This window comes from Buchnera aphidicola (Meitanaphis elongallis) (assembly GCA_039830015.1).
Taxonomy (GTDB): Bacteria; Pseudomonadota; Gammaproteobacteria; order Enterobacterales; family Enterobacteriaceae; genus Buchnera_B; species Buchnera_B aphidicola_AU.
This window is the reverse complement of record CP140033.1, coordinates 373,093-385,540: the sequence shown is the minus strand read 5'-3', so window position 1 is coordinate 385,540 and position 12,448 is coordinate 373,093. Positions and strand designations below refer to the sequence as shown.

Genomic DNA, 12,448 nt, shown 5'->3' with positions numbered 1-12,448 from the left:
TTTACAATATGATGATTAATTTTTGTATAGAAGTATATTTTCTTAACAATATTATGTATAAATGTTTAAGTAATTAATTATATTTAACATGAATTAGATATTTTAGCATAATATTTTATATCTTTTTGAATTTCAATCGATTAAAAATGTTTTAAATAAATTTATTTATAAATATTTTATAATATCTTTTACAATTTTTGGTCCTTGATATATTAATGAAGAGTACAACTGAAGTAGGTGTGCCCCTGAATTTATTTTTTCTTTAGCTGAAATTAATGAATCTATTCCACCTACTCCAATAACAACAACTTTGTTTTTTAGCGTTTTATTAAGTATTTTAATTATATTAGTACTTTTAGACTGCAGAGGTTGACCGCTTAGCCCACCTAGTTCAGTACTATGTTTTAGTCCTTTGATTAAAGAAAAGTCTAATGTAGTATTTGTTGCAATTACTGCTTCTATGTCATATTTAATTAAATTATTAGAAATATTAATTATTTCTTGCTCTGATAAATCAGGTGAAATTTTTATTGCAATAGGAACATGTTTTTTATATATTTTACTTAATTTTTCTTGTGTATGTTTAACTCCAATTAATAATTTTTCAAACAATTTTCCATATTGCAGTTCTCTCAATTTTTTTGTATTTGGAGAGGATATGTTTATAGCAATATAACTAGAAAGATGATAAATTCTTTTCATACAATAAATATAATCTATAACTCCTTTTTCAATAGGTGTATGTTTATTTTTTCCTATGTTAACTCCTATAATTCCTTTAAATATGACTTTCTTTAGGTTTAAAGCAATTTGATCTATTCCATAATTATTAAAGCCCATACGATTTATAAATGCATTAGCAGGAGTTATTCTAAATAATCTTGGTGTATTATTTCCATTTTGTGGTTTTGGAGTAACAGTTCCAATTTCTATAAATCCAAACCCCATTTTTGCAAAACTATCAATATATGTTCCGTTTTTATCTAATCCTGCTGCTAATCCTAATATGTTTCTAAAATGTAACCCCATTAACTTTACAGGTTTATATAAATGTTTATTAGAATTTATGTTTTTTATATTAAAATATGTTTTTAATTTTAAATAATTTAATACTAATGCATGTGATGTTTCTGGTTCAAGTTGAAACAATATATTACGAATTAATTTATACAATGTAAAATACCTAAATTTATATGTATGTTTTAATAAATTGTTTTAAAATTATACTGTATGATGTTATTTTTTACATTTAATTTTATATAATGTAACAAATATTATAATACGTAAATATATAGTTATAAAATTTTATGTTCTTTATAGATAAATAATTTACTTGTAATTTGTATTTTAAAACAAATATGAATGTAGTATATATAAGTACTAATATATTATAAAATGTCTTATAACGTTCGTTAATAAAAACTTGTATATATAAAACACAATATGAAAAAATATGACTATCCAATATTAAAAACTTTTTTAGACACTGATGCTTACAAATTTCATATGCAACAAGCTGTTTTTTTTTATTACAACGATGTTACTGTGTCTGCAGAATTTATATGTCGAGGAACTAATTTTTTTGGAAACTATTCTGAGATACTAATAAATCAAATTGAAATGATGACTACTAATTTATATCTTACTAATGAAGAATATATGTATATGTCTTCTCTCCCTTTTTTTAGAAAAGAATATTTGTTGTGGTTAAAAGATTTTAGGTACAATGCTTCACAAGTGCGTGTATTTAATAAAAATGGAAAATTGTGTATTCGAATACATGGATTATGGAAAGAAGTAATATTATGGGAAGTTCCGCTATTATCGTTAATTAGTGAAATTGTGCATAAATACGAATCACCAAACATTACTTCACAAATTGCTTTAAATTATTTAAGAAAAAAAATTACTAATTTTTATAAAATTACTAAAAATTTAGATGTATCTAAATTAAAAATAATAGATTTTGGAACACGAAGAAGGTTCTCTTATAATGTTCATTTTTCTGTTATTAAATTTTTAAAAAATAATTTTCCATGGTTGGTTGGATCTAGTAATTATCATATTTCTAAAACTTTTGGAATTGATCCAGTAGGAACTCAATCTCATGAATGGTTTCAAGCACATCAGCAAATTAGTTCTAATTTGAAAAATAGTCAAAAAATGGCATTAAGAACGTGGTTACTTCAATATAAAAAACAATTAGGAATTGCTCTTACAGATTGCATTTCTATGGATTCTTTTTTAAGGGATTTTAATTTTAATTTAGCTAATCGCTATCAAGGATTAAGACATGATTCTGGTGACCCATTTGTATGGGGAGAAAAAGCTATTAATCATTACAAATCTCTTGGAATCAATCCTTTGAAAAAAACATTGTTATTTTCAGATAATTTAAATTTTAAAAAAATAGTGCGTTTATTTTATTATTTTAATGACAAAATAAATACAATCTTTGGTATAGGAACAAAATTAACTTGTGATATTCCTAACGTAAATCCTCTGAATATTGTCATTAAACTAATAGAATGTAATGGTAAACCAGTAGCTAAAATTTCAGATAGTTTAGAAAAAATAGTTTGCTTAGATAGATCGTTTATGCAAGATTTAAAAAAAGCTTTCGACTTACAGTAAAAGGGTATTTTTTAGATTATTTTAAACATTTTTGAGGAATATAATTTTATGGACATAGTTTCTGTATCTGATATTATTTTTAATAAAATACATACAAATGAGTGTATTAGTATAAAAGGATGGGTAAGAAATAAAAGAAGTTCAAAATCTGGTGTTTCTTTTATTGACTTGTATGACGGTTCTTGTTTTTATACGATTCAAATCGTAGTTCATTGCTCTTTATCTAATTATTACCAAGAAATTGTGAAATTAACAGTTGGTTGTTCTATTGTTATTAATGGAATATTAACAAAATCACTAAGAAAAAATCAATTGTACGAAGTTAATGCAAAAAGCATACAAATTATCGGATGGGTGAAATGTCCTGAAAGTTATCCGATGTCATCTAAAAAGCATACTATTGAGCACTTAAGACAATATTCTCATTTAAGACCAAGGACTAATTTTATTGGAGCCATATCTAGAATTAGAAATTGTGCATTTCACGCTTTGCATCAGTTTTTGTATAATCAAGGATATTACTGGATTGCAACGCCTATTATTACAGGACTAAATTCTGAAGGAGGAGGAGAAATGTTTAAAGTATCTACATTAGATTTTTCCAATATTCCTAAAAATACTTTTTCTCAAGTGAACTTTAAAAAAGATTTTTTTGGAAAAGAAAGCTTTTTAAGTGTTTCTGGTCAATTGAATTTAGAAGCATATGCATGTGCATTATCGAAAGTCTACTCTTTTGGTCCAATATTTAGGGCAGAAAATTCTAATACTAGTAGACATCTCGCTGAATTTTGGATGTTGGAAGTAGAAGCTGCTTTTTTTAAACTTAAGGATTTAATTGTATTGTCTGAAAATATGTTAAAACACGTAATTAGTTCTATTTTAGAAAAATGTTCAATAGACATTGATTTTTTTAAAAAAACTTTAGATGTAAATATTATTTCTCGGTTAGAAAAATGTGTAAAGAATAAATTTGTTGAAATAGAACATAAAGAAGCTATAGATATTTTAAAGAAATCAAATAAATTTCCTTCTAAATCAATATCTTTGGAAATGGACTTTTCATCGGAACATGAAAAATATTTGGTGGATAAGTATTTTAATTTTCCAACTATAATTAAAAATTATCCTAGATCTCTTAAAGCATTTTATATGAAATTAAATGAAAATAGTAATACTGTAGCAGCAATAGATTTGTTAGTTCCTAATATTGGTGAAATTTTAGGTGGATCTGAGAGAGAAGAACAACTTGATATGTTAGATGAACGATTATTAGAATTTGGATTACACAAAAAGGATTATTGGTGGTATAGAGATCTTCGTAAATATGGCACTGTTCCTCATGCAGGATTTGGATTGGGTTTTGAACGTTTTTTATCTTACATAATAGGAATTAAGAACGTAAAAGATGTATCTCCTTTTCCTAGAACTGTAAACAATGTTAATATTTGATATACTTATTATATTTGAATCTTAGGTTATGTATAGATATTAGGGAGTATTAAAAATTTAATGTAAAATGTTGATTATTATTTTTTTATAATTAAAGTTATATTCATGAATATATATTAGTATTTTATAATTTTTTATAAAATATATCTTATTTAATTTAAGTTGTGATTCTAAACGTTTAAATTGAAATTTTAAATCGCGTTTAATGTTATAATAATTTTTTATACGTTTGATAACTAAAAATAATTAATAATATTTTTATAAGAATTTATACTGATGACATTTATAACTTTGTTTAGTTTTAAAATATATCAAAACAATATTTTTTAAAATAGTATACTTAAAGATATCGTTTTAGGAAATAATTTATAATATGATAAACAAGATATTTATTGAGATTCTAGCATGTCCTATTTGTTTCGGTAAACTTATTTATGATAAAGAAAATAATGAACTATTATGTTTGCTAAATAAAGTAGCATTTCCCATTTATCAAGATATTCCTATTTTACTAAAACATTTTGCTCGTGTAATGAAATAAAACAATAGTTTTTATGTTGCCTATAAGTGTTAGTTAAATTATCACTTTGTATTCTATAATAATTGCATAGTATAAGTAGAAAAGTTGTGCATCGAATAAGAATACTTAAATTTTAGTACAAAATTTTTTAGCATACATTTTGTAATATTATAATATTGTTATAATGTTTTAAGATAAACATTAATATTATTGTATTCAAATTTTAAGTATAGTTTAATTTTCAATATTTCCTATTAATATATCAAATTCTAATAGAATCTCTTTAGAATTTACTAGAATTATTTGTAATTGAAGATATAATTGTTTAAACTTTTTGTGAATTATACTATATATCAAATAATTTACGTTCATTTTTTTGGCTAAAAGTAGTGCTTTATTTCTATTAATGAGTATGTCTTTAGAAGAAATTTGTAAATCTTTTTTTGCTTTTACTATATTTTTTTTTTAACTATATTGAAACACATGTTCTTTTGATTAAAAAAATTAATAATTATATTTTTTATTTTTTGTGTATGTATTTCGTAAACAGTGTTATTTTTAATGTCGTTTATAAACAAAAAATTATCTTTGAATGACACATTAATAGTTTTTATTTTATTTAATAAATTATTTCTAAAAACATTTTCTAAGCTTTTAAAATCAATCAATACATTTTTTTTTAAAAAAAATGTTTTATGACTTCTATTTTCTAAAAAATGATCTTTAGACAAAAAGCTACAATGAGTAAATAGAAATATAGACATTAATATTAATATGTACGAAGTTCTTTTCAAAAAAGTTCCTTTTTCATTTAATAAAATTAAACTTAAAGTTGATCATTACAGTATGATTTTATTTGCATAACATTTTACCTAAATTTTTTCCTCCTAATAAATGCACATGTAAATGAAAGATTTCCTGTCCTCCGTGTTCATTGCAATTAATAATTAATCGATATCCACTATTATTAATTTTAACTTTTTTAGCTAATATAACAGCTACATATAGCATGTGTCCTAGTATATATTTATTTTTTTTATCAATGTCATTGATAGATTTAATTAATTTGTTTGAAACAATTAATATATGTATTGGTGCTATCGGGTGAATATCGTAAAAAGCAGTTACATCTTTATCTTTATAAATTATTTTTGATGTAGTAGTACTACCATTTATTATTTTTTCAAAAGTATTTGTTTTATTCAAAATAACATACCTTTAGTTATAAATTATTATTTAATATTATACTCATTTATTTAAAAATTGTTCTTAATTTTGTTAAGAATAAAAGTAAATTTATACTTTTTACTTATTTTTATTTTAAATATGTTTAGTTACATAAAATATAATTATCTATTTCTGTCTTAATATTATCGGATTTAGTGCCAAAAATAACTTGTACCCCCGATCCTGAAATAATTACACCAGAAGCTCCAAGATCTTTAAGATTTTGTACGTTTATTTGTGATGTGTTAACGACTGTAACGCGTAGTCGTGTAATACAAGCATCTAAAGCAGTAATATTATTTTTTCCTCCTAAAGCGGAAATAATAGGAAGAACCATATCTTTTATGTTTTTGTATAACAATATAGTCTTGATATTTTCTCTTCCTGGTGTTGGTAAATTTAATTTTTTTATAGTTAGATAAAAAATAATATAATAAAATAAACCATATGATAATCCAACAATAGGAAACAACCATAAATTATTGCTATTTCCACTAAGTATTACAAAGTCAATTAATCCGTGAGAGAAACTAGTTCCTGATCTCATATTTAATAAAATACAAATAGGAAAAGCTAAACCAGCTAAAATAGCATGAATTATATACAGTATAGGAGCAACTAATATAAATGAAAATTCAATTGGTTCAGTAATTCCAGTTAAAAAAGAAGTTAATGCTCCAGAAATCATAATTCCTCCTATCTTTGTTCTATTTTCTTTATGAGAGCAACGCCATATTGCTAATGCTGCAGCAGGAAGACCATACATTTTAAATATAAAACCTCCGGATAATTTTCCAGCTGTGATATCGCCTGCCATATATCTAGCAATATCTCCATGAAAAGTTTGTCCTATCGAATTGCTATATTCTCCTATTTGCATTTGAAAAGGTACATTCCATATGTGGTGTAGTCCAAAAGGAACTAAAGCACGTTCTACTGTACCGTACATTCCAAAAGCTAGTATAGGATTTTGATATGCTGCCCATTCAGAAAATATTTTTATTATATTTCCTATAGGGGGCCATATAAACGATAAAATTAAACCAACTATAATTGCTGATAAACCTGAAACAATTGGAATAAATCGTTTTCCAGAAAAAAATCCTAAATAATCTGGGAGCTGAATACGGTAAAATTTATTAAACATATATGCAGAAATAGAACCTGCTATAATTCCTCCTAATATTCCAGTGTCTAATAAATTTTTTTTATGCATTTCTAAAATCGTATTTTTTGAAACAAATAAAATCATAGACGAAAATGTTTGTGTCATAATACCGTAAGTAATTACTGCTGCTAAAGCTGATACTCCATCATTTTTGGTAAAACCTAATGCTATTCCAATAGCAAAAATTAAAGGCATATTAGAGAATATTGATCCTCCTGCTCCAGACATAATATGTGAAACAACGTCTGGAATAATACGAAAATTTGCAGAACCAATTCCAAGCAATATTCCAGCGATAGGAAGCACAGAAACTGGCAACATCAACGATTTTCCTACTTTTTGCAAATTTGAAAACGCATTTTTAAACATATATTTTGAATTCCTATTAGATATATAAAATAAAACATTTGCAAAATATTTTATTTTATTATTTCTATATGTGAATATTGATTTTTAGAAAACAAACAAGGAAGTAATAATATACTGATACAATTTCGTTACATAATTGTTATGTATTCAAGATTAGTATAAACAAGGCCATTCTAAATGAAACAGTTTGAAAAAGTTTTTTGTAGTACTATCTGCTAGTATCTCAATATCTATTTTCTTTAATTTAGAAACAACTAATGCTGTGTTATATAAAAAAGCAGGTTGATTTTCTTTTCCTCTATGTGGAATTGGTGCTAAATATGGAGAATCAGTTTCCAATAATATTTTATCTAAAGGGACAAATTGTGCTACCTTTCGTATGTGATCAGAATTTTTAAATGTTATTATTCCAGAAAAAGAAATGTAGAATCCCATGTTTAATAATTTTCTTACAGCATGAATATCTTCAGTACAAGAATGAATTACTCCTATACATTTTTCTGCTTGTTCTTCTTTCAAAATTTTAATTGTATCATTTATTGCACATCTGGTATGTACCAATAATGGTTTATTAAACTTGTTTGCGAGATAAATATGTTTTCTAAATGACAATTGTTGAGCAATATTATTATCCATTCCATGATAATAATCCAATCCAGTTTCTCCTATAGAAATCACGCGTTTATCTTGCACAATGCTGTGCAATTTTTTTATTCCATCTTGATCTTCTTTGAGATGTAATGGATGAATGCCGCATGATAACAATACACGTTTATTATTTTTTATAAAACTTTTTATATAGTTAAAATTGTTAATGGACGTTGATACTGTTAATAATAATTTAATATTATTTTTAATAGATTTTTCTAATACATCTTCTATCCCTAAATGTATATTATGATAATTTAAAAGATCAATATGGCAATGTGAGTCTACAAAAAACATAGTATTTTCTCTAATAAGGAAATGTATTTAATACATACGTAATTTTAGAATGTTTTCCCATCTTAATAGTTGTTCGATTAACAATAGTTCTGTGTTAATTCCATATATATTGTTGGCTATTTTAAAATTACAGTACATCCACGATCTAAGGCTATTGTCGAGCGCAAAAAAAGAATATTTTTTTTTAAAAAATATTATTATGTTCTTTTTGTCTAAATTAATTAAATTTTTTATGTCATTGTGTTGCATTTTTATTGCATCAAATAGCAATGTACATAACCAAAAAATTTTTTTTTCTATGTTCCCTAAATTAAAATTATCCAACATACATAAAAAATTTTTATCTACTATAGAACGTTTTAGATGATATAAAAATGTATGTCGTTCCTTCCATAATGGTGTGTAAAGAAATGTTTTAGCAAAAATAGGTGATCCTTGATTAATGCGCAATGCAGTTTTGAAAGTATTTTCTTTTATATTGGAATTTTTTTCTTTTAACCAATGAATACTAGTTTTTTCTAATGGAGTTGAAATAGTATATAGTATACAACGACTACGTAATGTAGGTAATAGTGATAAAGAAAAATAATTTATGAATAAAAAATATGTATTTTTAGGAGGTTCTTCAAGAATTTTTAATAAAGCATTCATACTGTGTTCTGTTAATCGTGATATGTCGGAAAAATATACAACTTTGTTTCCATTTCTTTTAGAAGTTTTCAACATTTGATTACATAACCATCTTATAATGTCAATACCTATTACATTTCTATTTGATAATAATTGCACATTATACCAATCGGGATGGTTTTTTGAGTTCATCAATTGACAACTTTTACATTGTTTACAATAAAAAATATTTTTGTCTTTATTTGAACATAATAACCAGCATCCAATAATTTTTATTAATAAAATAGTTCCTATACCTTTATATGTTGTTAATATAATAGAGCGATTATTTTTTTTTTTAAATGATGAATAATATTGTGGTAATAAGTAATTAGCCATGGATGTAAATTCATATGATTTTTTTAAACCAGGATAAGAATTTGAGTTTACAATCTTTTTTCACTGTATCTAAGTTGTAATTAGCATTAATTTTAATAATTTTAGAATTTTTTTTAACATATTCTAAGTATGTATTTCTTACTTTTATAAAAAATTTTAGTGTGTTTTTTTCTATGCGATCTAAGTTCTTTCTTTTTTGTATTCTTTTAAGTCCAACAATGGGTTCAACATCTAAATAGAATGTTATATCAGGATTTAAGTTTTTTAGAAAAAGTAATTGTAACAATAATATTTTATTTTTTTCAATGTTTCTTCCTCCTCCTTGGTAAGCTAGCGAAGATAACGTATGTCTATCATTAATTATCCAGGTCCCTTTTTTTAGCTCTGGCTGAATTATTGATCGTACTAATTGTATTCTAGCTGCGTAAACTAATAATAACTCAGTTTCGTTATGAATATGTTCTTTATTGACAGAGTTCTTAATTAAAAATCTTATTTTTTCGGATAATGGTGTGCTACCAGGTTCTCTTAAACTTTTTGTATTAGAAATTCCATATTTAAATAATAATTGTTTTATAAAATGGCATATGGTAGTTTTTCCAGATCCTTCTATTCCTTCAACTACTATAAATTTACTATTTAACATTTATAACGATCTCTAATCAAAATTTGTTTAATAATTTAAAATAAATTTAATAGTTTTATAAGATTTTACTTTTTATGAAGTCAATAATTGTTTGTACCGTATTAAATGTTTCTGCTTCTTCATCTTGAATTTCAATATTAAATTTATCTTCTAGAATCATAACTAATTCAACGTTATCTAATGAATCTGCACCGAGATCTTCAGATAAGGAAGAGGTATTTTTAATTTCTTCTTTCATCAAACCTAATTGTTTTGCAATAATATTTTTTACTTGTTTTTCTATACGATTCATATGAACTCTTTATAATTATTTGTTAAAAGTTTTAACGAGACAATATTTAGAAATATTTAAAATAGAATACAATAGTACATATTGTTTTAAAAATTTTATTTTTAAAATTCAGGGCATATACATCCCTCCATTTACGTGTATGACTTGACCAGTAATATAATTGCTACGATTAGATACTAAGAACAGAACAGTTTCAGATATTTCATCAATAGTTCCAAACCGTTTTATAGGAATTTTTATTAAATATTTTTCTTTTTGACGTTTTGTTAAATTTTTTGTCATATTAGTTTCAATAAAACCTGGTGCTACCATATTTACGCAAATTCCTCTAGATGCAACTTCTAATGCTACAGATTTATGAAAACCTATCAATCCAGATTTAGAAGTAGAATAGTTAGTTTGCCCGAAGTTTCCAGTATGTCCTATAACAGAACCTATCGTAACAATTTTTCCTTGTCTTCTTTTTATCATGTTTTTAATAATAGGTTGTGATATATGAAAGATAGAATTCAAATTAACATTTAAGACGTCATTCCATTCTTCATGCGTCATATTAATTAATAGCTTATCTTTTACGATTCCTATGTTGTTTATTAGTATATCAATGTATTTAAACTCTTTATAGATACTTTGTATAGTTTTCTTTATTGAACTAGTATGCATGGTATTTAAAACGAAGCTAGTACCATTATTTTTTAAATAATTATTAATTATTTTCTTTCCAATTTCAGATGTAGAAGTGCCAATGACTACAATTCCTTTTTGCATTAATTTTTCAGCAATTCCTCTTCCTATACCATGACTAGCTCCTGTTACTAATGCTATTTTTTTTAATCTCATCATTGATTTTAAGACAATTATTTTAAAAGTTTTTAAGAGAGTTTATTTGATTATTAAATGAAATTGACGGAATTGCAACAATAAATTTATTAAGATTAGTTAAAGTATTATTTAATCCAGTTTCAACAAACATAGATATATTTTGATTAGCTAAATATATAATAGTATTAATCCATTTTACTGGATTGTATAGTTGTCTAGTTAGTGCGCTGCGGATAGCTGATGCAGAAATTTCGCATTTTGTATCAACGTTGTTTACTACTGGAAATATTGGTTTTTGGAATGATGTTTCGTTTAATATCATAGAAAACTTTTTTGCAGCGCTTTTCATTAATATACAATGAGAAGGAGGATATATAGAAAGATGGAATATTTTTTTAGCACCAAGTTTTTTGCAAGCAGTACTAACTTTGTGCACTGCGTATTTTTCCCCGGATATAACGATTTGATGTTGAGTATTGATACAAGCTATTGAAACTGTTTTTATATTTTTCAAATCTTTTAAAATTTTTTCAATATCAGATTGTTTTAATCCTATTATTACATGCATAGCTCCTAGTTTATTTTCCATAGATTCTCTCATGAATTTATCACGAAAAACAATTAATTTTATAGCATCTTGAAATGCTAAAGATTCCGAACATATTAATGCAGAATATTCTCCTAAGCTATGTCCTGCTAATATATGTGGATTTATTTTGGTTTTGTGTTTCCATAATCTATATATGGCAATAGATGATGTTAGTGCAATGAATTTGTTATATTTACTTTTATTTATTTTTCTTTGTAAATTATTTTTTATTAACTTGTTTAAATCATATCTAATATATTCAGAAGATTCTTCAAAAGTTCTTTTTATAATACGATATTGTTTTATTAGTAAATATAATGCATGTACGTTTTGTGGTTCTTGCCCAGGAAATAATATAGAATATAAACGCATTAATTTTTCTTCTAGAATTGTTTTAAAAGTTAATATTTAAAATTGTATATTTTAAATTTATGTTCTACGAATAAGTCAATGTTTTTAATTAAAAATATATGTTTTAATCAAGTGCATTGTAGTAATAATTAATAATTTATATGTTTAAATAATAAACAATGTTACGTAATAATGCTACTTTATTAATAGCATTATTATTTAATATATAAATGTGATTTACAATTTAAAATACTTTTATACCTTTATAATATTTTTTTTTAGTAATGTGATGTCTAACGTGCATTTCTCCCGATGTTTTGTCTATAGATAACAATGGAATTCGTAAATAATCATGTGATCTTCGCATTCCTCTTTTAGAACGGGTTGGTTTGTTTTTTTGTACTGCCATTTATATTTTCCTGTTATTT

At 24.5% G+C, this 12,448-nt stretch carries 13 protein-coding genes; 3 read left to right on the top strand and 10 right to left on the bottom strand.

Annotation, left to right across the window (positions count from 1 at the left end; translation table 11 throughout):
* Window positions 1-165: 165 nt before the first annotated feature.
* Window positions 166-1,173, bottom strand: a complete 1,008-nt coding sequence (gene pyrD / locus U0T58_01680; protein XBC42114.1) for a quinone-dependent dihydroorotate dehydrogenase — start codon at window positions 1,171-1,173, stop codon at window positions 166-168.
* A gap of 270 nt (window positions 1,174-1,443) precedes the next feature.
* On the opposite strand from pyrD, the gene pncB reads away from it, so the two are divergent.
* From pncB to U0T58_01665, 3 genes are all read left to right on the top strand, one after another.
* Window positions 1,444-2,634, top strand: coding sequence for a nicotinate phosphoribosyltransferase (pncB, locus tag U0T58_01675; GenBank protein ID XBC42113.1), 1,191 nt, complete (start codon window positions 1,444-1,446; stop codon window positions 2,632-2,634).
* Window positions 2,635-2,682: 48 nt separating this feature from the next.
* Window positions 2,683-4,083 (top strand): asparagine--tRNA ligase, encoded by a 1,401-nt coding sequence (gene asnS / locus U0T58_01670; protein ID XBC42112.1) that lies wholly within the window; start codon window positions 2,683-2,685, stop codon window positions 4,081-4,083.
* Between the two features lie 373 nt (window positions 4,084-4,456).
* Window positions 4,457-4,624, top strand: a complete 168-nt coding sequence (locus U0T58_01665; GenBank protein ID XBC42573.1) for a hypothetical protein — start codon at window positions 4,457-4,459, stop codon at window positions 4,622-4,624.
* An 831-nt stretch (window positions 4,625-5,455) separates the two neighbouring features.
* Here the strand turns inward: U0T58_01665 and U0T58_01660 are convergent.
* The 9 genes from U0T58_01660 to rpmF form a co-directional block, all read right to left on the bottom strand.
* Entirely contained in the window at window positions 5,456-5,809 is a 354-nt protein-coding gene (locus U0T58_01660; protein ID XBC42111.1) for a histidine triad nucleotide-binding protein, read from the bottom strand.
* A gap of 124 nt (window positions 5,810-5,933) precedes the next feature.
* Complete coding sequence (gene ptsG / locus U0T58_01655) at window positions 5,934-7,367, bottom strand: PTS glucose transporter subunit IIBC (protein ID XBC42110.1); 1,434 nt, start codon at window positions 7,365-7,367, stop codon at window positions 5,934-5,936.
* Between the two features lie 153 nt (window positions 7,368-7,520).
* A complete protein-coding gene (locus U0T58_01650; protein XBC42109.1) occupies window positions 7,521-8,312 on the bottom strand; it encodes a YchF/TatD family DNA exonuclease in 792 nt (263 codons plus the stop codon).
* Between the two features lie 27 nt (window positions 8,313-8,339).
* Window positions 8,340-9,320, bottom strand: a complete 981-nt coding sequence (locus U0T58_01645; protein ID XBC42108.1) for a DNA polymerase III subunit delta' C-terminal domain-containing protein — start codon at window positions 9,318-9,320, stop codon at window positions 8,340-8,342.
* Window positions 9,321-9,330: 10 nt separating this feature from the next.
* Window positions 9,331-9,966: a dTMP kinase gene (tmk, locus tag U0T58_01640; GenBank protein ID XBC42107.1), complete on the bottom strand. Its 636-nt coding sequence runs from the start codon at window positions 9,964-9,966 to the stop codon at window positions 9,331-9,333.
* A gap of 55 nt (window positions 9,967-10,021) precedes the next feature.
* Complete coding sequence (gene acpP, locus U0T58_01635; protein ID XBC42106.1) at window positions 10,022-10,258, bottom strand: acyl carrier protein; 237 nt, start codon at window positions 10,256-10,258, stop codon at window positions 10,022-10,024.
* A 108-nt stretch (window positions 10,259-10,366) separates the two neighbouring features.
* On the bottom strand, window positions 10,367-11,101 hold the full coding sequence (locus U0T58_01630; protein XBC42105.1) for a beta-ketoacyl-ACP reductase: 735 nt from the start codon (window positions 11,099-11,101) through the stop codon (window positions 10,367-10,369).
* Window positions 11,102-11,120: 19 nt separating this feature from the next.
* On the bottom strand, window positions 11,121-12,041 hold the full coding sequence (gene fabD / locus U0T58_01625; protein ID XBC42104.1) for an ACP S-malonyltransferase: 921 nt from the start codon (window positions 12,039-12,041) through the stop codon (window positions 11,121-11,123).
* A 223-nt stretch (window positions 12,042-12,264) separates the two neighbouring features.
* Window positions 12,265-12,429 (bottom strand): 50S ribosomal protein L32, encoded by a 165-nt coding sequence (gene rpmF / locus U0T58_01620; protein ID XBC42103.1) that lies wholly within the window; start codon window positions 12,427-12,429, stop codon window positions 12,265-12,267.
* Between the last annotated feature and the right edge of the window lie 19 nt (window positions 12,430-12,448).